We start from the raw sequence: 25,387 nt of genomic DNA on the forward strand, positions 1-25,387 counted from the left end.
ATTTTTTATCTACAATATTGAAACTAAGATAATACCCCAATATCAATGTAAATGTTTAAGTTTATAAGAAATTTGCATAAATCAAAAATCTTTAGTATATACGCTTAACTATATAGATTTTATAATCTAAGTATAGAGTGATTAACAAATGAAGAGATAAAAATATAACTTATTTTATTACAAATAGGAGGCTTAGGGGATGTTAAGAAGAAATTTTCTAAAAAAATTAAAAAAAATCACATCAGTTGGAATGGCAGCTATTATGCTGGGAATGTTTTTTACAGGATGTTCAAGTAAAGAGGAAGGGGATGCACCAGCAAAGGAAAAAACAGAAGCATCAACTACACCATATGGTAAATATGATGAATTAGTTACTTATACGATAGGAAAGAATACTCCAGGAAGTCCACGACTTCCAGAAGGTGATACTTATGAAGATAATGCGTATACAAGGTATCTAAAAGAAATATTAAATGTACAAAATGAAAATGCATTTGAAGCAGCTAATGGAGATGCTTATGATCAAAAAGTTTCAATGGCTATTGCAACAGGTGATATACCAGATATTATGAAAGTAGATGCAACAACTTTAAAACAATTGGTAGATAATGATATGATTGCAGATTTAACAGATGCGTATAATGACTGTGCTACTGACAAAATCAAAGAAATGTATAATTCATATAGTGGAAGAGCTTTGGAAAGCGCTACGTTTGATGGAAAGCTTATGGCATTACCATCTACTCAATGTGCTAATGTACCTACAATGCTTTGGCTCAGACAAGATTGGATGGATAAGTTGGGGCTAAAAGCTCCTAAGACAATGGATGATGTTGAGAATATTTTGCAACAGTTTATAACAAAGGATCCTGGTAATAATGGAGCTGGAAAAACAATTGGTCTTGTAGGATCATCTAACATAGGAGGAGTATATGGTGGATTATTCCAAATGGATAATATTTTGAGCATGTATAATGCATTTCCAGGACAATGGATTGAAGAAAATGGTAAGGTGGTATTTGGATCTACTACTGATAATATGAAAAAAGGCTTAGAAAAACTATCAGAACTTTATAAAGAAGGTTTAATTGATCCACAAATAGCAGTAAGAGAAGGGGACGATGTTACTTCACTTATTATTAATGGACAATGTGGAGCATTTTTTGGGCCATGGTGGGCACCAGACTATCCATTAAATGATGCTAAAAAATTAAATCCAGATGCACAATGGGCTCCGTATATTGCACCAGCAAATGAAGATGGAAGTGTTACAGCTTACACACAAAATCCAGCAAGTGAATTTTATGTTGTTAGAAAAGGTTTTGAACATCCAGAATTACTTGTAAAAATAGCAAGTGTTATTAATGACAAGATGGTATATGAAGATTATGCAAGAGAAGAACTTATGAATTATACTAAACAAGGCGTTGATACAGGTGTAAGACCAATAAATATTCTTATTAATGATTATAATGCAACAATTGACATGTATAAAAATATTGATTTAGCACTAAAAGGAGAAAAAGATCCTGAATCTTTAGGCGCAGATAAGGGTAATTATGAAAAATGTAAGGAATATCTTGAAAATCCAAACTCTCCAAGTGCTGATGCATGGAGTGGATATACTTCAAGAATGATATCTCCAAAATTAATGGAAGAAACAAAAGTAAATGAAGTTAATCCAGTATTTTTTGGACAAACAGAAAGTATGAAATTAAAGTGGGCTAACTTACAAAAGCTTCAAGATGAAACATTCTTAAAAATTGTAACAGGAGAAGAGCCTATAGATTCTTTTGATAAATTTGTTAGTACTTGGAAGAGTACGGGCGGAGATCAAATTACAAAAGAAGTTGAGGAAGCCATAAAAAAATAAACTAGATTTAACACTATGTGTTTTAAACTTTAAGAAGTAATAAATAATTGTCTAATTGTCCTTAATTTCTTTGTTTATTAGTATTATAAATATTTCAAAGGGATTTGAGGACAATTAAGGTATATTTAAGTTTTTTATCAATTGTTTATTTAACATAACATGCGTGTTAAATAAATAATAATAAATATGAAAGGCTGGCGCGTTTATGAAAAAAAGAAAATCTCAATTAGGATACCATATGATGCTTGCACCAGGAATGATGTTCTTAATATTGTTTAGTTTTATACCTATGTTTGGTATAATAATGGCTTTTCAAGATTATATTCCTACAAAAGGAATACTAGGATCTCCATGGGTAGGACTTGATAATTTTAAATATATGCTTGAAATACCAGATAGTATGAGTATTTTAAAAAATACATTAATAATTGCTATAGGAAAAATTATTTTAAGCACAATAGTGCCAATAACATTTGCATTGTTACTTAATGAAATAAGAATTAAATGGGCTAAAAAAACAATTCAAACAGTTGTGTATTTGCCACATTTCTTATCATGGGCAGTTTTGGCAGTAGTTGTAGCCAATATCTTCTCTTTTGAAGGGCCGGTTAATGCATTTTTAGGTATGTTTGGAATCAAGCCAACATTGTTTTTGGCAAGTAACACATGGATTAGACCTATTTTAATAGGAACTGATGTATGGAAAGAGTTTGGATATGGATCAATAGTTTATTTAGCTGCACTTACAGGAATCGATTCGGGTTTGTATGAAGCAGCGGCCATAGATGGTGCCAATAGATTTAAACAATTAATTAATATAACAATTCCAGGAATTTTACCTATAATAATGCTTATGACAGCAATAAATCTTGGAAATATTTTGAATGCTGGTTTTGATCAAGTGTTTAACTTATATAATCCTATTGTTTATGAAACAGCTGACATAATTGATACATATGTATATCGTGTAGGTCTAGTTGGAATGCAGTATAGCTTTGCGACAGCAGTTGGATTATTAAAATCGGTGGTTGGATGCATACTTTTAGTATCAGCAAATCAATTGTCTAAAAAATTTGCTAATATGCAAATCTTCTAAGGAGGAGATATTATGATAAAATCTAAAAGCTTTGGAAGTAGAGCAGCAGATATATGTATATGGAGTGTAATATTGATACTTACGGCTGCCTGCTTATTTCCTCTAATAAATATGGTAGCTATATCGTTTAGCAATAAATCAGCAGCAGCAGGAAATCTTGTAGGATTAGTTCCAGTAGATTTCACTTTATCATCATATAAGACGTTGCTAAAAGAAAGTCAGTTTTGGCGATCATTTGGCATTTCAGTAGCTAGAGTTGTACTTGGAACAGGGCTAAATCTAATCTTAGTAGTTTTAATGGCATATCCATTATCAAAGAATAAAAGAGAATTTGGTGCAAGAAATATTTATATGAATCTTATGATATTTGCTATGTTATTTTCAGGTGGAATGGTACCACTATTTATAACAATAAAGAATTTGCATCTATTGGATAGTATTTGGGCTCTTATTTTACCAGGGGCAGTTCCTATCTTTAATGTGATTTTATTAATGAATTTCTTTAAAAGCGTGCCAAAATCATTGGAAGAAGCAGCTATGTTAGAAGGCTGTAATAAATGGCAGATTTTATTTAAAATATATATTCCGATATCACTTCCAGCATTAGCAACAATTGCATTATTTAGTATTGTTGGGCATTGGAATGACTTTTTTAGTGGCTTGCTATATATAAATAAAACAGCTAATTATCCATTACAGACTTATATACAACAACTATCAGTAGATATTACTAAAGTAACAAATGCTGCTCAATTACAAAGTGTTGCAGATATTTCTAATAAAACACTTAATTCAGCAAAAATAGTTGTGTCAACAATTCCATTATTAGTTATATACCCATTTTTACAAAAATATTTTGTTACAGGAATGGTTATGGGATCTGTAAAGGAATAAGTATAATTAAAGCTTTGTACTGTTTAAAATGATGAAATAAGAGTAAGTTATATAAATTTATAGAATATAAATTTATATGTTGAAATTACTTTTCTACATTTTGTATGCGGTATTTACTTGCCTATAAACATTTTAAATGAAGTTTTATTATTGCAATATATATATAACTTAAATCATCCCAATAAATTATTTATATCAATCTTTTATAAACAGTATAAAGCAATTTTTTATAGAAAAGGTATATAATAATGAAAAAATTTTAATATAACTGATAAAAAGAAATTAAGGATAAAAAAAATATATAAGGGAATTATTTTAGGCAGAAAATATTGAAAAAGAGAATAGCATAGAAAATAAAAATCGAAAATAAAGTTTAAAAATGAAAATATAAAAGATAAAAAGTTTAATGGAATCATAAGAAAATCGAAGATAAAATTTCGTTTGATAATATCTTATAGCATATTAGTTTTGATTCCGTTGTTAATAGTTGGAACAACAGCAGTATTGCAATCTAAAAAGTCAATTGATAATAAAATTTCAAACTTTTCAAATCAAATAATGGAACAAATAGGAGTTAATATTTATAGTGAAATGAATAAAGCTTCTGACTTTGCAAGGACTATAATAGCAGAACCACAAATCCAAGAATATTTTAATGGAAATGACAATTCAGTAGCAGATTATATTAAGATAAGCGAGTTAAGTAAATCAATTAGAAGTATGATATCTACACAAAATAATATGACAGGGGTAGGGATAATAACCGAAGATAATAAAAAAATAGGAAGTTTTTCAAATCAATTATCTGATATGTTGGTTAAAGAGCTACAAGAACTGTCTGATGAGAAAAAAGGGAAGTTTGTATTTTCATTAAATAAAAGCCCATCAGGTTATAAAATTTATGGATGTGCTCAAGCTAAAAGTTTAGAAACAGGAGGAAAGTTTGGAACAATTATTGAAGAGATAAACTCTAAATTATTTGTTGATTTGTTTAAAAATGTAGACCTAGGAAAAGGTTCAAGTATATTTGTTATAGACTCCGATGGTCTCATTGTCTTAAGTAGTAATAGTAGCTTAATTGGAACACAGTATGAGAATGTAAATTTAGTTGAAAAAATTAAAGAAAATGGAATATCGAATGGAAAAAAGAAAGATAAATATTTATCAACAGATGATGGTAAGGAATTAGTTGCGTATTCAAAATTAGGTGATTCAGATTGGTACGTATTAGGATCTATTCCCTACAGCTATCTAGATAGAGAGTCTAATATTTTGAAAATTAATACTATAATAGTAAGCTTAATATCTTTTTTGGTAGCTATGATAGCAGCTCTAGTTATAGAAAAAAGTATATCAAATCCGCTAAAAAAGTTAGTATTGCTTATGAATGAAGGGAAAAAAGGAAATTTAAACTTAAATATAATAGATAGAAGTAATGATGAAATTGGAGAGGTGATAACTGCATTTAATGGTATGTTAAAGAAAATAAACGCTTTAGTTAGTAATGTTAAGGAGCTATCAGAAAAAGTAATAATAGCTATAGATGTAATTAAGACAGCTTCAGAGTATTCTAGTGCATCTTCTGAAGAAATTGGAGCAGCAATGATTGAAATTGCAGAAGGAACTGCGAACCAAGTAATCAATGTAAACGATGGAATAGCATGTATGAATAATCTATCTAATGGAATAGATCATGTAAATTCAAAAACTAAACAAGTATCTTTGGTTATTGGAGAAACTGAAAAAATTAAAGGTCAGGCTATTAGATCAGCTGAAATCTTAAAAAATAAAGCAGAAGAGACAAAAAATGTAACTGGTGATGTTATAAATGATATAAAGGTTTTGAATTCAGATATTAAAAATATAAGAGGAATAGTTGAATTAATAAGTGAAATAGCAGAACAAACTAATTTATTAGCATTAAATGCAGCAATTGAAGCGGCAAGAGCTGGAGAAGTAGGTAAAGGATTTGCAGTAGTTGCAGAAGAAGTTAAAAAACTTGCAGATAAATCAAAGAAATCTTCTGAAGAAATTAATAAAATCATTGCTCAAATAGAAAGTAAATCAGAAAGTGTAATGGAAAAAGCTAATACATCTAATATTATTATTGAAGAACAGATGGAATCAGTTGATAAAACAGACAATGCATTCAATATTATATTTGAAAGTATGAATCAAATAGAAGATCAAATAGAAAAGATGGTAGATTCAATTGAGGAGATAGTCAAATCAAAAGATAAAACAGAAGAATCAATGGAAAATATTTGCTTGATTTCGGAAGAATCGGCAGCAATGACTAAACAGGTATCGTTAGGAGCTAAAGAGCAGATTGAAAAGATTGAAAAATTATCTGAAGTTTCAGAGGAATTAAGTTTATTAGCTCAAACTTTAAATTCAGCAATAGATGAATTTAAAGTTGGCTAAAAATATATTAAATTTATTTCAAAAGAGGGGAGAAAATAATGATTAAAAGAACTAACAAAATATTAGCCTTAATTATAAGTGCTACTACTGCCACAACATTATGCCCATCAGTAAAAGTATTTGCAGCAGAAACTTTGAAATCAAAGGAGGGAAGTTTTTCTAATGCTGTAGCTTATTCCAATAAGTATTTATATGATGGGAACAGAGAAAGTGAAGAAGAAAAAACTGTATTATATAGTAATGGAAAATATAAAGAGTTAGAGGATACTGATGCATATGACATAGAAAAGTATGATAATAAGTATATAGAATTAGATGATGACAATGGTAAAAATTTATTTAATTTACAAACTGGAAAATTTGAAGATGAAAGTATAGAAGATCAAGAGTTTGATATTAAAAGAAAGCTAATAAAAGAATTAAAAGATACAGATAGATATGGTGAGGATGTTGGTAAATATCTTAATTTGGATAAAAGAATATCTACAAACAAAGAAAGCTTTGGAGATGTTTGGTATCAATATAGTGTGGACTATAACGGAGTAGATGATGAAAACACAAGATATATAACTACTATTGATATAAATGCTAATTCAAAGGATGAATGGGACAATATTACTTTAAAGAAAGGAAGTAATGTGGAATCTACTTTATTTGGAGATCAATATCAATTTTGGTTTTCAGTAACAGCCAATGAAGCAGATAATAAAGAGTTAGATGGTCAAGGAAAAACATTTAATGGAGATGTAGAGGCGGCATCAGAGTATATAGCAGGAAGATTAAGAGAATATTGTGGATGTGATGATGTTAAAGTTATAACAGTAGATGGGAAGGTAGTTATTCAAATAATATCAACAACTCAATTAGATGAAGATGTAATAGTAAGTCATAATAACGATATTTCAATAACAACAAAGAAAACAACTGTTGATAACATTCCTGAAAATCCTGAAGTACCAGATATTCCAAGTGAACCAGATGTTCCTGTAGATCCTGAAGTACCAGATACTCCAAACGAAAGTATAACAAGATATATAACTACTATTGATATAAATGCTAATTCAAAGGATGAATGGGACAATATTACTTTAAAGAAAGGAAGTAATGTGGAAGCTACTTTATTTGGAGATCAATATCAATTTTGGTTTTCAGTAACAGCCAATGAAGCAGATAATAAAGAGTTAGATGGTCAAGGAAAAACGTTTAATGGAGATGTAGAGGCGGCATCAGAGTATATAGCAGGAAGATTAAGAGAATATTGTGGATGTGATGATGTTAAAGTTATAACAGTAGATGGGAAGGTAGTTATTCAAATAATATCAACAACTCAATTAGATGAAGATGTAATAGTAAGTCATAATAACGATATTTCAATAACAACAAAGAAAACAACTGTTGATAACATTCCTGAAAATCCTGAAGTATTAGATACTCAAAATAGTAGTGTGTTTACATCACCAGAAGCAGTGGAAATAAATAATGATTTTGTAGATGCAAGATTGTACGGTAACTCTTCTAGATTATCTATAGAAAGTGATTTACCTGTATATTATGGAATTGTAAATAATTTAGGAAAGTATATGGATATTTCAAGTTATGCAAATATTAAATTTATATATAAAGTTGATGGAAAGACTAAAACAGCTAATATTGAAAAATTTGGAGAAAAATATGGAGAAGAAAACATTACAGCAACTTTAAAAAGTTTAGATATTTTAGCACAAGACTCAACTTATGTATATGCTAGGGTTAATGTAGAATTTTCAGCAGATAGAGATATAGATGTAGTTTATGCAGATGGTGAAAATAGCAAAGAATATATTTTAAAAATATCTAAATCTTTAGGTAAGAAAGTTGATGAGGCATATGTACCTAAGCAAGTTGATGCTTATGAAATGAATGGAGAATCAGATTTTAAATCATGGATTCAGCCTAAAATAAATGATGACTGGTATAACTTAGATATATTTGCCAAAAACGAAAATTTGTATATTATAAGGTTTAACAAAGATGGTGAGAATAAGAAAAATGAAATACAGTGTATTCAAGTAAATTTTCAAACTAATAGAGATAACGTTTTAGGAGTTAGCAGAAATAAAATAAGTAAAGTTTGTGATCCTTCTGTTTCTACAAGATTGAAAAATAGAAAAATAGAAACTACAGATGCTGATGAAATTAGAAATTTAATGAAACCATATTATTCAATAGATTCAGAAGGAGAATTATGGGTACTTGGATTAAAGCGAATATATAAACTTAATGGATCTGGATTTAATGAAGAATTTGTAGTTCCTTTAGAAATAAATAATTTAGATGTCTATAATAAGTCTAATTTAGTAGCTTGGGGCGATGATGGAAATGATGAGTATGTTTATGTAACTAATATTAATGAGTATGAAAAAGATAGTAATGTAGATAATGATGGTACTGAATCAGAAGAAAAAAACTTTGATGAATCAGATTATGAAGTAAATATTGCAAAAGGATGGCTTGAAACTAAACAGGGATGGAAATATTTTGATGAAAATGGAAATCAAATAAAAAATTCTTGGATTAAGGTAAATGAAAAATGGTATTTAATTAATGAAAATGGAATTATGGAGACAGGATGGAAAAATTTAAGTAATAAGTGGTATTATCTCCAACCGGATGGAAGTATGGTTGTTGGATGGAAAAATTTAAATGGTAAATGGTATTATCTACAATCAGATGGAAGTATGGCAATTAAGTGGAAAAATATAAATGGAAGCTGGTACTATTTTAATGAATTAGGAGAAATGGCAATTGGTTGGGTAAATGATTCTAAAAATTGGTATCATTTGGGGACTGATGGTGAGATGAGTATAGGTTGGTTAAAATATAATAAAAAATGGTATTATTTGGATGGAAGTGGAAGAATGTTAACTAACACCATTATTAATGGTTATAAAATTGGAAGTGATGGTACTTTAGTTTAAAATGGAGGCAGAATTATGAAGAATTTGAGAAAAAAAATAAAAATTTTATGCAGTTTAACACTTGTATCCACAACAATTATATCAACTTTTTGTACTATACCTAATATTGCATATGCAGATTCAAATTTTATTAAACTTCCTGTAGTTAATACTTCTGGGAAAGACGTGTTTAATCAGAAAACTTTGCTATATGATGTGTATACAGACAAATCAATGTATGATCCAGGGGCAACTGTAAATATAAATATTGAATTGGTTAATTATACTGGAAATGAAATTAAAAATGGAACTATAGAGTTAGTAGTAAAACATTTAGATAAGCAAGTTGGTGACATAATAAAAGAAAGTTTTTCAATTAAAAATAAGCAGACTAAAGATTTAACACTGAGTTGGACAACTCCAAATGATGACTATAAAGGCTATCTAATAGAAATAACATCTAAAGATGCAAATGGAAAAGTTATAGAAAGATCATCAACAGCAGTAGATGTGTCATCAAATTGGTTGAAATTCCCAAGGTATGGATATGTAACTAACTACGGAAAAGATGTAAATACAAAAGATATAATAAATCAATTGAAAAAATTCCACATAAATGGAATACAGTACTATGATTGGCAGGATAAACATCATGATCCAGTAGCAGGTGAAGTATCAAATGTTGATCCAAAGTGGAAGGATTTATCACAACATGATGTATATAAGTCAACAATTGATGGATATATAGAAAATGGTCATAATGTTGGAATGGCATCAATGCAATATAATTTAATATATGGAGCTACTCAAAATTACTATAAGGATGGAACTGGAGTAAAGAAGGAATGGGGACTTTATAAAGACCCAAGTGGAATTGATGGAGAACAATGGACAATGGGAATGCCTAGCGGATGGGAAACAGATGCACTTTATTTTATGGATCCATTAAACAAAGAATGGCAGGATTATCTTTTTGCAAGAGAAAAGGAAGTATTTGAAGCCTTTGATTTTGATGGGTGGCATATGGATACAGTAGGGGATTTCGGAACTGTTTATAGAGCTGATGGAACACCTGTATCAATAACAGAAACCTTTAAAGAATTTTTAAATACAGCTAAAGAGAATTTCCCAAATAAATATATAATTATGAATCCTGTTGGTGGAAAGGGACATGAACAGGTAAATACTAGTAATGTAGATGGAGTATACACAGAAATTTGGGATTGGGATGGATTCCCAACTTATAATTCTTTAAAAGGAGTTGTAGATCAAGCTAGAATGGAAACAAAAGGCAAGTCATTAATAGTACCTGCATATATGAACTATAATGTTGCAAATAAGCACAGTGAAGAAAATCCTGGTACTTTTAATACTTCATCAGTATTACTTACAGGTGCGTCAGTATTTGCAGCAGGTGGGTCAAGACTTGAGCTTGGGGATGATACAAGAATGCTTACACAAGAGTACTTCCCGAATAAAAATGTTGTAATGAATGAGGAATTAAAGGCTAGAGAAAGAAAGTATTATGATTTTATTGTGGCTTATGAAAATCTATTAAGAGATGGGCAAATAAATAGCAGTAATGAAATTAAAGTAAATGGATATGAAAACAGCAGAACAGGTGAAGCTAATAAAATATGGACATATAGCAAAAAAGATTCTAATTATGATGTTATTCAAATGATAAACCTTTTAGGAGTTTACGATAATGGCTGGAGATGTGCAGATGGAATAAAATCTACCCCTAAAAAAGTAGAAAACTTTGCAGTTAAATACTATACAGATCAAAGTATTCAGAGTGTTTCAATTGCATCACCTGATATAAATGATTGTATATCACAAAATTTACAATTCACAAAAGGTAGTGATGATGATGGTAGCTATATAGAATTTACTGTTCCATCATTGGAATATTGGAATATGATCTATTTAACTAAAGCAAATTCTGAAACTATTGACACTAATAATGATATAACAGGTAGTGAAGGAAAAATAACTAATCCAGGTTTTGAAGATGGAAGCCTAGGATGGACTATAACAGGTAATAAATATGGAATAGATTCATCGGATTCAGCATCAGGAAATAATAAATTATTTTTCTATGGTAAGGAGCCTTATACACAAAAAATTGATCAAACAGTAACTGGATTAAAAAATGGAAAATATACTGTTACAGCTATGGTAAAACAAAATACAGGTATACCAGATTATGCAGATATGGAATTAACAACAGGTGATAAAACTGAAAAAATTAATATTAAACATACTAAAGATTATCAGAAGATAGAAGGATGTGTTGAGGTTAAGGATGGAAAGCTAAATATAGCTTTTAACTACACTTCAAGTTTAAATGGTGAAGCAAATCTACAAATTGATGATATTCAATTGGTAGATGAAAATGGAAAAGTAATATCAAAAGAAGAAAAGACAGTAAAGAAGGGGGAAACTTCGAATATAGATAATATATCTGAATCAATTGGCAAAATAACAAATGGTGACTTTGAGACAGGAGATTCAACAGGTTGGACAGCTGCCATTGAAGATGGATTTGGAGTTAATGACGAAGATGCTAATTCGGGAAAATATAAATGTTATTTTTGGGGACAAGGAAAGCAAAAGCTACAACAAAAAGTAACTGAATTAGAAAATGGAAGTTATACAATAAAGGCAAAAGTTAAACAAAATACAGGAGTTCCTACATCTTCAAAATTAGAAATGTCAAATTATGGTGGAGAACCAATTGAAGTGAAAATTCCACATGGAGATTCATATGTGGAAATATCAGCAGATGTCAATGTCACTAATGGTAATTTATTAATTTCATTTATACAAGATTCAGCAGATATGACAAACTTACAAATTGATGATGTTGAATTAATTTTAAATTAAAACCCTATTATATATAAAGATAAGCTATTGTTAACTGATGTTAATCCATCTAGTGCAATAGCTTTTTTTTGATTAAACAAATCTATTTATTAATAAAATTATGAGTAATAAGTATATAAAGATTAATTATATGTTGTTGTGGTATTTAAATAGATAACAATTTCTAATCAAACAATAAATATATATTATTAAGCAAATATCAGAGAAAAAGATATAAATATTGTAACATGATTTTATGTAATCCAGTAACGTTACAAAGAGTATTTTAATAATTGATGTAACGTTAAAGTAATAAATAATAATACAAGTAAAAATATATAGTCTTATATTTGGGGCAATATGAGAATATAGGGATTTTTATTTTTATATTTTTAGGAATATAAGAATATAAGAATTCGAAATTTATATTGAATTCGATTAATAAGAGTAATTAAACATTCATAATATAGATAAACCTGTGATAAATTGTAATTCATTTGAAGATGATATATAATTAAGATGATAAAATATAATTGGTCTATTATATTTTTCATGAGATAAAAAAGTCTTGGAGGCATAAATAATGGATAGAAAAGATTTTTCTGATTTAGAAGAACAAATAAGAGTTACAGTGGAAAATGCATTCAATTCTATAGATTTTACAGGAATAAAAAATAATGTTTATGAAAAAACAGAAAGTACTTTAAATGATGTAAAAACAAGTTTTAAAAGAGCATCAGAAAATTTTAATAGAAATATGGAAGATTTAAAAACAAATATTAATGTAACACAAAAACATATAAAGAATAAACAAGTATATATTTGCAAAAAGCCAAAAGGAAAAGTATCAGGGATAGTTTATATGACCTTGGGGACAATTGGCAGTGTGATTTTTGCAATTCAATTAATTGTATTTTCAGTATTTAGTTCTATATGGAATAGTTTTTCTATACTTAGCAGTATAAGTTTAGGAGTATTATTGGCTTTTTTTACTGGAAGTATATTTATGACATTTAGAGGAGCAAGTTTAAGAAAAAGAATAAAACGCTTCAGGAAATATGTACATTGTTTAAAAGGACGAAGCTATTGTTTAATTAAAGAATTAGGAGATTCAGTTAGCAAGTCAGAGAAATACGTTGTTAAAGATTTAGAAAAAATGATACACAAAGGTATGTTTTTAGAAGGACATATAGATAAAGAAGAGACTTATTTTATGTTAACTAATGAAGTGTATCAAAATTATTTAAATTCACAAGAAGCATTAAAGTTACGTAAAGAAGAAGAAGAAAGAAGAAATGAAGAATTAAAAGAAGAAATGAATGATCCTCAAAAGAAAGAATTAAGAGAAATAATAGAAAATGGGAATTACTATATTAAGCAGATAAGAAAAATAAATGATTGTCTTCCCGAGGAAAACATATCCAACAAATTATATAGGTTAGAGAAAATAGTGGCAGAAATATTTAAATATATTGAAAAAAATCCTAATAAATTATCTGATGTTAGTAAATTTACAAATCATTATTTGCCAATAACATTAAAATTGGTTACATCATATAAAGAATTAAATGAACAATTAGTGCAAGGCGAAAATATTAAAACGGCTAAAAATGAAATTGAAAAGAGTATCAATCTTATAAATACTGCTTTTGAAAATTTATTAGATGACATGTTTGAAGATGTTGTTTTAGATATTTCTTCAGATATTTCTGTGCTCGAAACTCTATTTAAACAAGAAGGATTAACTAAAAATGATTTTGAAAAAGATATGAATGAAAAATAAAGGAGGACACTAAAGTGAAAGATGAATTTAAAGAAGATATAAATGTTGTTCCAAATTTATCGTTTGAACCTTTTGAAGATGAATCAGTAGCTTCAATAATAAAGAAAAATGAAGAAGTTACAGAGAAGGATGTACTTGACGAAAGTTATCTTACAGAAGAAGAAAAAAAGATGGTAGATGATTTTGTAGAAAAAATTGACATAAATAATTCAAATTCAATTTTGCAATATGGAGTAGGAGCTCAAAAGAAAATTGCAGATTTTTCTGAAACAGCTTTAAGTAATGTAAAAACTAAAGACTTAGGTGAAGTAGGAGAAATGCTTTCAAATGTAGTAAATGAACTTAAAACTTTCGAAGCTACAGATGAAAAAAAAAGATTCTTAGGTATATTTAAAAAACCAGTAGAAAAGTTTTCTCAAATGAAAGCAAAATATGATAAGGTAGACGGTAATGTAAGCAAAATTTGTACAATGCTTGAAAAACATCAAGTACAGCTTTTGAAAGATATTGCTATGCTTGATAAGATGTATGAAATAAATAAAGTATATTTTAAAGAGCTTTCTATGTATATCCTAGCTGGTAAAAAGAAGCTCAATAAATTGCAACAAGAAGAACTACCAAAACTAGTAGAAAGAGCGCAAGCTAGTGGACTTCCAGAAGATGCACAAGCAACAAATGACTTTGTATCTCTTTGCGATAGATTTGAAAAGAAAATACATGATTTAGAACTTACAAGAATGATTTCACTTCAAATGGCACCACAAATAAGATTAATTCAAAACAATGATTCATTAATGTCAGAAAAAATACAATCTACAATTGTAAATACAATACCGCTTTGGAAGAGTCAAATTGTATTAGCACTTGGAGTTGCCCATTCTAGCAATGCAGCAAAAGTACAAAATGAAGTAACAAATATGACAAACGAGCTTTTAAGAAAAAATGCAGAAACACTTAAAATGTCAACAATAGAAACTGCAAAAGCTTCTGAACGTGGAATAGTTGATATAGAAACTTTAAAAACAACAAATGAATCACTTATTACAACTCTTGATGAAGTTCTTAAGATACAAATTGAAGGTAGAGAAAAACGTAAAGCTGCAGAAGCAGAACTTCAAAATATTGAGGAACAATTAAAAACTAAACTTTTAGAATTAAGAAAATAGTTCTATATATAAATAAAATATGTATAATATTAATTTAAGCTAGATATTTTAAATTAATAATATCTTCTTCTTAGAAAAAGGCGTAACAATAAATATGTTGCGTCTTTGTTATTATTTATAATATGGTAATAGAAATAATAATATATTAACTATAATAGGGTTATAATTTGAAAATAATAAAATTGTGAAAGTTTTATTGAAATATTTCGAAGAAAATTAACAAATTAATAGTAAAAAATTTATATAATATGATGAAAAGTATTAAAATTAAATACAGATTTCTACTAAAAATATAAAATAATTAAGTGATTTATTGTATAATTGAGGAGAAATAAATAAATGCTAAACATAGCAATATAGATTATTTAAAACAAGAAAGGAATTAAAATATGAAAAAATATAAGAGAATATTTACTATAGTTATAGATTCATTAGGTGTAGGAGAAATGGAAGATGCAAAAGAGTATGGCGATATAAATGTGGATACTTTAGGTCATATAGCAGAATCTGTGGACAAATTTGAAATACCTAATCTACAAAAGATGGGAATAGCTAATCTTCATCCAATAAAGCATGTAGAAAAGGTTGATGCTCCACTTGGATATCAAATGAAGATGAAAGAAGCAAGTGTCGGAAAGGATACAATGACAGGACATTGGGAAATGATGGGACTTCATATAATTAAGCCATTCCAAACATTTACTGATACAGGTTTTCCAAAAGAACTTTTAGATGAATTAGAAAAAAGAACAGCACATAAAATAGTAGGAAACAAGAGTGCAAGTGGTACAGAAATATTAGATGAACTTGCAGATCATCAAATGAAAACAGGTGATATGATAGTTTATACTTCAGCTGATTCAGTTCTGCAAATCTGTGGCCATGAAGAAACTTTTGGATTAGATGAACTTTATAGATGCTGTGAAATTGCAAGAGAATTAACTCTTAAAGATGAATGGAAAGTTGGAAGAGTAATTGCAAGACCGTATTTAGGAAATAAAGAAGAAGGCTTTAAGCGTACTAGTAACAGACATGATTATGCTCTAAAGCCATATGGAAAAACTATACTGAACACACTAAAAGAAAATAATTTTGATGTGATTGCTGTAGGAAAAATAAATGATATTTTTGATGGTGAAGGTGTTACAGAAACTCATAAATCAAAGAGCTCAGTTCATGGAATGGAGCAAACATTAGAAATAATGAATAAAGATTTTACAGGTTTATGTTTTGTAAACTTAGTAGATTTCGATGCTTTATGGGGACATAGAAGGAATCCACAAGGTTATGCAGAAGAATTAGAAAAATTTGATGTAAACTTAGGAAATGTTTTAGAAAATTTAAAAGAAGATGATTTATTAATAATCACAGCTGACCATGGAAATGATCCAACTTATAAGGGATCAGATCATACTCGTGAATATGTTCCATTCTTAGCATACTCACCATCTATGAAGAATCATGGACAATTAGAAACAAGTAAGAGCTTTGCAGCAATAGCAGCAACAATAGCAGAAAACTTTGAAGTTAAGATGCCAGAAAATACAATAGGTGAATCTGTTTTAGAAAAACTTAAATAATATATAAAGTAATTGTAAAATTACTACTTGTAAAAAAATATATACAAACTATAATATTAATTAGTAGATATAGTAATAAAATCCATAAAACTAGACAACGAAGTCAAAATTATGTCTTGTTTTTATGGATTTTTTTATTAAATAAATTTAAAATAGGATAAATGCATTGGGGGATGTAATATGGACAAGTTATCATTAGAAGCAAGAATAGAAGCTGAATTAATAAGTTATGCAGGAAAAATGTGCGTATATGTAAATGATTTTAAAGGAAATACAATTGAAATAGGGGCTGACGAAAAATTTGAAACTGCAAGTTGTATTAAGTCTTTTATTTTAGCAGATCTATTTAGCCAGGTGGAAAATGGAACAAAAGATTTATACGAAAAGCTAAAATATACAAAGAAAAATTATATAAACGGAAGTGGGGTTATTCAATCTTTAGATGAAGGAGTAGAGATGACTGCAATAAATTTTGCTAAGCTTATGATAATAGTTAGTGACAATGTTGCAACAAATATATTGATAGACTATTTAGGAATTGATCACATAAATAAAACAATACAGGAACTTGGATTTAAAGATACAATACTTCACAACAAAATAGATTTTGAGAAATATGATAAGCTAGGAACAACAACGCCAAGAGATTATGGTAGATTATTTGAATTGATTGCTAAAAAAGAGCTTATAAGTGAAGAGGCATCAAATAAAATGTTAGATATATTTAAAATGCAGCATTATAACAGCATGATAGTAAGAGATTTTCCACAATATTATTTAGATAGTGAAGATACTGGTGAGGAAGAACTTATATATGTTGCGTCAAAGAGCGGAAGCATGGATGCATGTAGAAATGATGGGGGATTAGTGTTTACTCCATATGGTCCATATGTAATAGTAATGTTTAATAAAGAATTCCATGATAGCTTGTATTATGCAAATCATGATGCAACTGTTTATGGTGGAAAAGTCAGTAGAATGATATTTGATGAATTTATAGCTTTAAAAGGAAAAATTAAATAGAAGTATATTATATAATTTTTGTCTTTAATATTTTATCTCTAAAGGGGGAAAGAAAAAAATGATACATCCAGTGCCATTAAAAAAAGGTGATAAAATAGCATTAATAGCTCCATCAAGTCCAGTTGCTGATGAAAGAATAAAACCGGCAATTAATGCAGTAGAAGCATTAGGACTTGAAGCAGTTGTTGGGAAAAGTTGTACATCAAAAAATGGATTTTTAGCAGGAGAGGATACGATTCGTGCTGACGATATTAATATGATGTTTGCTGATAAAAGCATAAAAGGTATTTTTGCTATGAGAGGTGGATATGGTTCTGCCAGAATTTTAGATTTATTAGATTATAAAACCATAAGAAAAAATCCGAAGGTTTTTGCTGGATATAGTGATATAACTGCGCTTCATGTTGCATTTAATCAAAAATGTAATCTTATTACATTTCATGCACCAATGCCTGCATCTGAGTTTTATGAAGGTGTAGATGAATATACAATGAGTTTTTTTAAAAGAAATATCTTCTGTAATGATTCTTTAGGAATAATGGAAAATCCAAAAGATCAGAAGATTGAAATCCTTGTAAAAGGAAATGCAGAAGGAAGGATTACTGGAGGAAATCTCACATTACTTGCTTCATCACTTGGTACAAAATATGAAGTAAATACTAAAGGAAAGATTTTGTTCTTAGAGGATGTTGATGAAGTTCCTTATAGAATAGATAGGATGCTGCTACAGTTAAAGCAAAGTGGAAAATTTAAAGATGCAGTGGGAATAATCCTAGGACAATGGACAAGATGCGAAGCAAAAAATAAAGAAAATAGTCTTGAATTAAATGAAATATTTAAACAGCTTATTGTAACAGAGAACAAGCCAACAATTTGTAATATAGCCTGTGGGCACAGTACACCTACAATGACAATTCCAATGGGAGCTTTTGCTAAAATTGATAATGATAAATTTATAATATAAAGACGTATTGGGGGAAAAGTAATGATTATAAAGAATATTGAAGTAGCTGAAATTTCAGTACCATTAGTAACACCGTTTAAGACCGCATTAAGAACTGTAGAATGTGTTAATGATATAATTGTGAAAGTAATTTCAGATACCGGTGAAATAGGATATGGTGAGGCGGCACCCACAGCAGTAATAACAGGTGAAACAAAGGAATCTATAAAGAGTGCAATATTAAACTATATAAAACCGGCTATTGTTGGGATTGAGATAGATAGTATTGAAATAATAATGGAAAAAATGCATGGATGCATATTAAAAAATACAAGTGCAAAAGCAGCTGTAGATATGGCAATATACGATTTATATTCTAAGAATATTAAATCACCTTTATATAAGGTTATAGGTGGATATAGGAATGAAATTACAACAGACATAACTATAAGTGTAAATAGTGTAGAAGAAATGGTTAGTGATAGTATAAAAGCAGTAAATGATGGATTCGATATATTAAAAATAAAGGTTGGCAAAGAGGGAGAAAAGGATATTGAAAGAATAACAGAAATAAGAAAAGCAGTGGGAAAAGAAATAAAGCTTAGAGTTGATGCTAATCAAGGGTGGACAAGCAAGCAGGCCGTTAAAATAATAAAGGCTTTAGAAGATAGAAATCTTGATATTGATTTAGTAGAGCAGCCAGTTAAATATCATGATATTGAAGGCATGAAATATGTAACCAATAATACTAGCACAAGAATTTTAGCAGATGAAAGTGTATTCTCTCCATTAGATGCTGTGAAAATAATTGAAGAAGGTGCAGCTGACTTAATAAATATAAAGCTTATGAAAACTGGTGGCATATATAATGCTCTAAAGATTTGTGATATTGCAGATATTTATGGAGTTGAATGTATGATTGGATGTATGCTTGAAAGCAAAATAAGTGTAAGTGCAGCAGCTAATCTTGGTGCTGCAAGAAAAGTAATTACAATGGTTGATTTAGATGGACCAGCCCTTTGTAAAATAGATCCTGTAAGTGGTGGTCCTATATTTAATGGAAAGAACATTAAAATGAGTGAAAACTTTGGAATAGGTTTTGGAGATAAGGTGGCTATAGATAAACAATGCTTACTAACAGAATAAATTATATTATTAAAAATTCTAGTGCAGATATAGCTGTATTAGTTAAGGATTTAAAAGAAGATAAAGTGATTTTTAAATATAACGAAGATAAAAAATATGTATCAGCAAGCATAATAAAAGTTCCAATTATGATTGAAGCATTATCAAGAGTTGACTTAGGAGAAATAAATTTTGATGATAAATTTAATATAGGTGATGATAATAAAGTTGATTTCAGCGTTATTACAGAACAAGACCTTAAGGAATGCACTTTTGAAGAACTAATAGAATGGATGATTATAAGTAGTGATAATACAGCTACTAATGTATTGATTGATATACTTGGATTAGAAAATATAAATGATAGAATCAAGAAGCTTAACATGAAAAATACACTACTTGAAAGAAAAATGATGGATTTTAAGGCTATAGAATATGGAAGAAATAATTATACATCCTTAAATGATATGCTGATAGCTATGGAAGGTTTATATAGAGGAGTTTTAATAAGTTCTGAAATGAGTTTAAAAGCAATAGATATACTAAAAAATCAAAGAGATAACTTTATGCTGAAAAGATATATAAGAGATAATGTAACATTAGCTAATAAGACTGGCGAACTTGATAAGTTAAATAATGATGTTGGCATATTTTATACTAAGAATCATAATTATTTTATTGGCATTTTTGTTCATGATGTAAAAAAGAATAAGGATGCATATGAAATAATAGGCAAAATTTCTAAGGAAGTTTATGATTATTATAAAAATATATAAAAGTGGAGGTGCAAGATGAAAGTATATATAAGTGGTGATATTGAAGGAATAACAGGAACTACTCATTGGAATGAAACAGAAAAAAATCTTCCAGACTGGGAGCAATTTGCAAAGCAAATGACAAAAGAAGTTGTTGCTGCTACAAATGGTGCTATTTCAGCAGGTGCAGATGAAATAATAATAAAAGATGCTCATGATAGTGCAAGAAATATAGATATGGATGAACTTCCAGAGAAGGCCAGATTAATTAGGGGCTGGACTGGTGATCCTCTATCAATGGTTGGAGGAATAGATGAAAGTTTTGATGCAGCAATATTTATTGGTTATCATAATGCAGCAGGAACAATAAGCAATCCATTAGCTCATACAATGAGCATATCAGAAGTATCGTCTATTAAATTAAATGGAGAATATGTAAGTGAATTTTTACTTAATACATATGCAGCTGCCTTATTTGATGTTCCTGTTGTGTTTGTAAGCGGAGATATCGGACTTACACAAAAAGTAAAAGAAGTGAACCCGCAAATAGTTACTCTTGGAGTGAAAGATGGCTTAGGAGGAGCAACTATAAATATGAATCCAAAGATGGCTGTAACTGAAACAGAAAAATTAGTTAAAGAAGCTTTAGAAGGTGATTTGAATTTAAAGAAAGTTAAATTGCCAGAAGAATTTCAATTAGAAATAGAATATAAAGATCATAAATGTGCATATAGATATTCATTTTATCCAGGTGCAGAATATAAAGAACCAAGATCAGTGACATTTAATACTAATAATTACTATGAGATTTTAAGAATAATTCATTTTTTAACTTAGAAGAAATAAAATGAAAAAATAATTTACAAAAAGATATTTTGTGATATAATTATAACAAAATATAAAATATATTAAAAAAATATCAAATATTAACATACATTATTAAAAATATGGCAATGAGGTCATCATGCTTTACTACTAAATACTTATCAGTATAAAAATAATGGTTTTATACTATGATTATTTTTAGAGAGTATGATGATTTTTTTATACAAAAGTAAGGGGGACATATAAATGAAAAAAAGCTTATTTAAACGTTTAATATCAATGGCTATTTCAACAGTTTTATTAAGTACAAGTGTATTAGGGTGCGGTTCTAATAGCGGAAGTAGTGCAGATGGAGACAATGCAGAGTATAGGCAAGTTTACTCTGAAGAAATTAAAACATTAAATTATTTAAAAACAGCAGAAACAAATGAATTTGGGGCATTAGCCAATATGGTTGATACATTAGTTGAATATGATAAGTATGGAGTAGTTAAACCTTGCCTTGCAACTGAATGGAGTGCAAATGAAGATAACACTGTATGGACATTTAAAATACGAGAAGGTGTTAAGTGGGTTACAAAAGATGGAGATGAATATGCTGATGTTGAAGCTCAAGATTTTGTAGATTCACTAAAATATGTACTTAACAATAAAAATGAATCTGAAACAGCTGATATTGCAGCAGGCATAATTAAAAATGGTGAAAAATTTTATAGTGGAGAAATCACAGATTTTAATGAAGTTGGTGTAAAAGCTGTAGATAAGTATACTTTACAGTATACTTTGGAAAAACCAGCACCATATTTCTTGTCAATGCTTACTTATGTATGCTTCTTCCCTGTAAATGGAAAGTTCTTAGAAGAAAAGGGAGATGAATTTGGGACAGATCCAGAAAATATTTTATACAATGGAGGATATGTATTTGATACATTTGAACCACAAAGCAGCAGAGTATATGTAGCAAATGATAAGTATTGGGACAAGGATAATATAAAGATAAAGAGGATAAAATTAATATATAACAAAGAAGCTTCTACATTAGCTCCAGAAATGTATTTAAGAAATGAAATAGATTATGTAGAGCAAATACCTTCGGATCTTGTGGAAGAATGGTTTAAATCTGATGAGAAAAAAGACATAATTCATCAAAGAAAAAATGGATTTTACTCATATTTCTATGCTTTTAATTTTGATCCACAATTCTCAGAAGAATATGAACCGGCAAACTGGAAGAAAGCTGTTAATAATGAGAATTTCAGACAAGCAATTTTCCATGCTTTAGATAGAAAAGCAGCTATAATGGTTTCAGAACCATATGATCCACAATCACAAATGTTAAATACAATAACTCCTAAAAATTTTGTTGATATTAAAGGAACTGATTATACTCAAGTTGGAGGGCTTGCAGAAGTAACCAATAGGGATTCATATGATGAAAATACAGCTAAAGAATTTAAAGAAAAAGCTATGAAAGAATTACAAGGAAGCGTTACATTCCCAGTAAAAGTATTGTTGCCGTATAACTCAGGAACTTCTGATAATGCAAAACGTGAACAAGTAGTAGAACAGCAATTAGAAAGAACACTTGGAACTGACTTTATAGATGTGCAAATTGAGGCAAAGCCACCTACAGGATATTTAAAAGATGTAAGAAGAGCAGGAAATTATGCATTATTATTATGTAACTGGGGACCAGACTATGCTGATCCAGAAACATATTCAGATCCATTTGCAACAGGTGGTTCGTATAATAAGCCTGAGCTTGCAGAAAATGGTGTTGGAGAAGAATATGAAAAGATGCTTGATGAAGCTAAAGCAGAATCTACTGATATACAAAAACGCTATGAATTATTTGCAAGTGCTGAAAGTTATTTAATAAATAAAGCTTTAGTTATACCTTATACAGTAAATGGTGGAACTTATGAAGTATCTAAATTAAATCCATTTGATGCACAATTCTCTCCATTTGGAGTTATTTCTGAGAAGTTTAAAGGACAAACAATGCTTGAAAAATCTATGAGTAATGAAGAATATAAAGCAGCTTTAGAAAAATGGCAAAGCGAACGTACTGAAGCATTAAAGAAGGCTGCATAGAATATAGGAATGGGTATTGTGAGACTTTACAAAAGTTTTGCAGTACCCCATTTTAATAGACAATAATATGGGGGAATTAGCGATGGTAAAATATCTATTTAAAAGATTGTCACAATCAGTATTTACACTATTTGTGATAATAACAGTTGTGTTTATGTTACTAAGATTAATGCCTGAGGAAGGCTATTTAGGATCGAATGCTGATAAAATGAGTGAAATTCAAAAGGAAACAATATTAACTAACTTAGGTCTTAGAGATCCAATGCCAGTACAAATTGGAAACTTCTATAAGGATCTTGCTAAAGGAGAATTTGGAAAGTCAATTACATATAGACCTGATGTCAAGGTAAGTAAAATATTAAAGGATAAGATACCGTATTCTTTATATTTTGGACTTGGATCTATTGTAATATCACTTGTTGTTGGAATATCTTTAGGAATAATGATGGCAAAAAGTAAAAATAGCATTTTAGATAAATTGGGAAATGGATATATAGTTTTTATAAATGCAGTTCCAGCAGCCATTTACTATCTTGTAATTCAGTTATATGTAACAGATGTATGTAAATTACCTATGCTATTTGATAAGAGCAATCCTGTAAGCTGGATATTACCATTAATATCAATGTCACTTGGAAATATAGCAGCATACGCTATGTGGATGAGACGATATATGGTTGATGAGATGAATAGTGATTATGTAAAACTTGCAAGAGCAAAAGGTGTTAGTGAAAAAAATATAATGGTTCATCATGTGTTAAGAAATGCATTTGTGCCAATGGCGCAATATCTACCAGCATCAATTCTTTATACTATTGCAGGATCAATATATATAGAATCATTGTATTCAATACCGGGAATGGGCGGGTTACTTGTTGAAGCAATACAAAGGCAAGATAATCCATTAGTTCAAGGGCTTGTTATTATTTATTCTTCTCTTGGAATTTTAGGATTGGTATTAGGTGATATAGCTATGTCTATAACAGATCCACGTATAAAATTACAAAGAAACGGAGGTGGAAGATAATGAGTATTACTGGTAAAATGGTAGGAAAATTTGGTGATGAAATAGAAGAATCTTTGTTTGAGTTTGCAGAGTTTGATAATACAGAAGCTGAGAAAACAGGATATTCAAATTACTCTTATTGGAAGTCAACATGGAATTCGTTTAAGCAGCATAAAGTAGCTATGTTTTTGCTTATATTAGTTATAAGCATACTTGTATTTACAATGATTCAACCACTTATTCCTGGGCAAAAATCTCCAACAACAATATATTTAAATGAACAAACACAAATGCAAGATAAAAATTTGGCACCTTCTTTAGAATATTGGTTTGGTACAAATTCAATTGGACAAGATTTATGGGCAAGAATATGGAGTGGAACGCGTACATCTTTATTAATTGGATTTGTAGTTGGAGCAGTTGAAGCCATAGTTGGAATAGTAGTTGGAGCACTTTGGGGGTATGTGAAATCTTTAGAAAAAATTATTACTGAAATATATAATGTGGTGGATAATATACCAACTACAATAGTTTTAATACTTATGACTTACATATTTAGACCTAGTATTGGAACTATGATTTTTGCTTTATGTCTTACTGGATGGCTGGAAATGGCTAGATTTGTACGAAATCAGATAATAATAATACGTGACAGAGAATATAATTTAGCCTCTAGATGTCTTGGAACTCCAACAATGAGAATAATACTCAAGAATTTACTGCCTTATTTAGTATCTGTTATAATGCTTAGAATTGCACTTGCAATCCCGAGTGCAATTGGATCAGAAGTATTTTTAACATATATAGGCCTTGGATTGCCAATAAGCATTCCTTCACTTGGAAATTTGGTTAATGAAGGCAGAATGCTTATGATGACGCCAGCACTTAGATATCAATTAGTATTTCCAACTATTGTAATTTCGATAATAACAATATCATTTTATGTTATAGGAAATACATTTGCAGACTCAGCAGATCCAAAAAATCATAAATAGG

General features: G+C 29.2%; 17 protein-coding genes. All 17 read left to right on the forward strand.

Annotated features, from left to right (window positions below; all coding sequences use genetic code 11):
* The first annotated feature begins 199 nt into the window (after positions 1 to 199).
* The 17 genes from CNEONATNEC86_RS05175 to CNEONATNEC86_RS05255 all read left to right on the forward strand — a co-directional run bounded on the left by CNEONATNEC86_RS05175 (position 200) and on the right by CNEONATNEC86_RS05255 (position 25,386).
* On the forward strand, positions 200 to 1,873 hold the full coding sequence (locus CNEONATNEC86_RS05175) for an extracellular solute-binding protein (protein ID WP_058294187.1): 1,674 nt from the start codon (positions 200 to 202) through the stop codon (positions 1,871 to 1,873).
* A 205-nt stretch (positions 1,874 to 2,078) separates the two neighbouring features.
* Positions 2,079 to 2,969: an ABC transporter permease gene (locus CNEONATNEC86_RS05180; RefSeq protein WP_058294188.1), complete on the forward strand. Its 891-nt coding sequence runs from the start codon at positions 2,079 to 2,081 to the stop codon at positions 2,967 to 2,969.
* A gap of 12 nt (positions 2,970 to 2,981) precedes the next feature.
* Positions 2,982 to 3,863, forward strand: coding sequence for a carbohydrate ABC transporter permease (locus CNEONATNEC86_RS05185; protein ID WP_058294189.1), 882 nt, complete (start codon positions 2,982 to 2,984; stop codon positions 3,861 to 3,863).
* A gap of 441 nt (positions 3,864 to 4,304) precedes the next feature.
* Complete coding sequence (locus tag CNEONATNEC86_RS05190; protein WP_243145347.1) at positions 4,305 to 6,287, forward strand: methyl-accepting chemotaxis protein; 1,983 nt, start codon at positions 4,305 to 4,307, stop codon at positions 6,285 to 6,287.
* A gap of 38 nt (positions 6,288 to 6,325) precedes the next feature.
* Entirely contained in the window at positions 6,326 to 9,244 is a 2,919-nt protein-coding gene (locus CNEONATNEC86_RS05195) for a hypothetical protein (protein ID WP_159115764.1), read from the forward strand.
* Positions 9,245 to 9,259: 15 nt separating this feature from the next.
* Positions 9,260 to 12,112 carry a glycoside hydrolase family 66 protein gene (locus tag CNEONATNEC86_RS05200; protein WP_058294191.1) on the forward strand — a complete coding sequence of 951 codons (2,853 nt, stop codon included), beginning with the start codon at positions 9,260 to 9,262 and terminating at the stop codon, positions 12,110 to 12,112.
* Positions 12,113 to 12,674: 562 nt separating this feature from the next.
* Positions 12,675 to 13,874 (forward strand): 5-bromo-4-chloroindolyl phosphate hydrolysis family protein, encoded by a 1,200-nt coding sequence (locus CNEONATNEC86_RS05205; RefSeq protein WP_159135628.1) that lies wholly within the window; start codon positions 12,675 to 12,677, stop codon positions 13,872 to 13,874.
* 14 nt (positions 13,875 to 13,888) lie between these two features.
* Positions 13,889 to 15,040, forward strand: a complete 1,152-nt coding sequence (locus tag CNEONATNEC86_RS05210; RefSeq protein WP_159115767.1) for a toxic anion resistance protein — start codon at positions 13,889 to 13,891, stop codon at positions 15,038 to 15,040.
* 389 nt (positions 15,041 to 15,429) lie between these two features.
* Positions 15,430 to 16,620: a phosphopentomutase gene (locus tag CNEONATNEC86_RS05215; RefSeq protein ID WP_159135629.1), complete on the forward strand. Its 1,191-nt coding sequence runs from the start codon at positions 15,430 to 15,432 to the stop codon at positions 16,618 to 16,620.
* Positions 16,621 to 16,800: 180 nt separating this feature from the next.
* Positions 16,801 to 17,643 carry a serine hydrolase gene (locus CNEONATNEC86_RS05220; protein ID WP_058294195.1) on the forward strand — a complete coding sequence of 281 codons (843 nt, stop codon included), beginning with the start codon at positions 16,801 to 16,803 and terminating at the stop codon, positions 17,641 to 17,643.
* A gap of 58 nt (positions 17,644 to 17,701) precedes the next feature.
* Positions 17,702 to 18,607 (forward strand): S66 peptidase family protein, encoded by a 906-nt coding sequence (locus tag CNEONATNEC86_RS05225; RefSeq protein WP_159135630.1) that lies wholly within the window; start codon positions 17,702 to 17,704, stop codon positions 18,605 to 18,607.
* A gap of 21 nt (positions 18,608 to 18,628) precedes the next feature.
* Positions 18,629 to 19,732, forward strand: coding sequence for a dipeptide epimerase (locus CNEONATNEC86_RS05230; RefSeq protein ID WP_159135631.1), 1,104 nt, complete (start codon positions 18,629 to 18,631; stop codon positions 19,730 to 19,732).
* Positions 19,714 to 20,487 carry a serine hydrolase gene (locus CNEONATNEC86_RS05235; protein WP_159115769.1) on the forward strand — a complete coding sequence of 258 codons (774 nt, stop codon included), beginning with the start codon at positions 19,714 to 19,716 and terminating at the stop codon, positions 20,485 to 20,487. The genes CNEONATNEC86_RS05230 and CNEONATNEC86_RS05235 overlap by 19 nt, the downstream gene beginning before the upstream one ends.
* Positions 20,488 to 20,502: 15 nt before the next feature.
* A complete protein-coding gene (locus CNEONATNEC86_RS05240; RefSeq protein ID WP_058294199.1) occupies positions 20,503 to 21,303 on the forward strand; it encodes a M55 family metallopeptidase in 801 nt (266 codons plus the stop codon).
* Between the two features lie 234 nt (positions 21,304 to 21,537).
* A complete protein-coding gene (locus CNEONATNEC86_RS05245) occupies positions 21,538 to 23,385 on the forward strand; it encodes a peptide ABC transporter substrate-binding protein (RefSeq protein ID WP_200847539.1) in 1,848 nt (615 codons plus the stop codon).
* Between the two features lie 82 nt (positions 23,386 to 23,467).
* Entirely contained in the window at positions 23,468 to 24,412 is a 945-nt protein-coding gene (locus CNEONATNEC86_RS05250) for an ABC transporter permease (protein ID WP_058294200.1), read from the forward strand.
* On the forward strand, positions 24,412 to 25,386 hold the full coding sequence (locus CNEONATNEC86_RS05255) for an ABC transporter permease (RefSeq protein WP_125149257.1): 975 nt from the start codon (positions 24,412 to 24,414) through the stop codon (positions 25,384 to 25,386). Before CNEONATNEC86_RS05250 ends, CNEONATNEC86_RS05255 begins: the two co-directional genes overlap by 1 nt.
* The last annotated feature ends 1 nt before the right edge of the window (position 25,387 follow it).

The sequence above is a fragment of the Clostridium neonatale genome (assembly GCF_900465025.1).
GTDB classification, from domain to species: domain Bacteria; phylum Bacillota; class Clostridia; order Clostridiales; family Clostridiaceae; genus Clostridium; species Clostridium neonatale.

Excerpts from the sequence above, each read along its gene's own strand:
- CNEONATNEC86_RS05175 (WP_058294187.1), top strand. The coding sequence starts at position 200 with ATGTTAAGAAGAAATTTTCTAAAAAAATTAAAAAAAATCACATCAGTT.
- CNEONATNEC86_RS05180 (WP_058294188.1), top strand. The coding sequence starts at position 2,079 with ATGAAAAAAAGAAAATCTCAATTAGGATACCATATGATGCTTGCACCA.
- CNEONATNEC86_RS05185 (WP_058294189.1), top strand. The coding sequence starts at position 2,982 with ATGATAAAATCTAAAAGCTTTGGAAGTAGAGCAGCAGATATATGTATA.
- CNEONATNEC86_RS05195 (WP_159115764.1), top strand. The coding sequence starts at position 6,326 with ATGATTAAAAGAACTAACAAAATATTAGCCTTAATTATAAGTGCTACT.
- CNEONATNEC86_RS05200 (WP_058294191.1), top strand. The coding sequence starts at position 9,260 with ATGAAGAATTTGAGAAAAAAAATAAAAATTTTATGCAGTTTAACACTT.
- CNEONATNEC86_RS05205 (WP_159135628.1), top strand. The coding sequence starts at position 12,675 with ATGGATAGAAAAGATTTTTCTGATTTAGAAGAACAAATAAGAGTTACA.
- CNEONATNEC86_RS05215 (WP_159135629.1), top strand. The coding sequence starts at position 15,430 with ATGAAAAAATATAAGAGAATATTTACTATAGTTATAGATTCATTAGGT.
- CNEONATNEC86_RS05220 (WP_058294195.1), top strand. The coding sequence starts at position 16,801 with ATGGACAAGTTATCATTAGAAGCAAGAATAGAAGCTGAATTAATAAGT.
- CNEONATNEC86_RS05225 (WP_159135630.1), top strand. The coding sequence starts at position 17,702 with ATGATACATCCAGTGCCATTAAAAAAAGGTGATAAAATAGCATTAATA.
- CNEONATNEC86_RS05230 (WP_159135631.1), top strand. The coding sequence starts at position 18,629 with ATGATTATAAAGAATATTGAAGTAGCTGAAATTTCAGTACCATTAGTA.
- CNEONATNEC86_RS05235 (WP_159115769.1), top strand. The coding sequence starts at position 19,714 with ATGCTTACTAACAGAATAAATTATATTATTAAAAATTCTAGTGCAGAT.
- CNEONATNEC86_RS05240 (WP_058294199.1), top strand. The coding sequence starts at position 20,503 with ATGAAAGTATATATAAGTGGTGATATTGAAGGAATAACAGGAACTACT.
- CNEONATNEC86_RS05245 (WP_200847539.1), top strand. The coding sequence starts at position 21,538 with ATGAAAAAAAGCTTATTTAAACGTTTAATATCAATGGCTATTTCAACA.
- CNEONATNEC86_RS05250 (WP_058294200.1), top strand. The coding sequence starts at position 23,468 with ATGGTAAAATATCTATTTAAAAGATTGTCACAATCAGTATTTACACTA.
- CNEONATNEC86_RS05255 (WP_125149257.1), top strand. The coding sequence starts at position 24,412 with ATGAGTATTACTGGTAAAATGGTAGGAAAATTTGGTGATGAAATAGAA.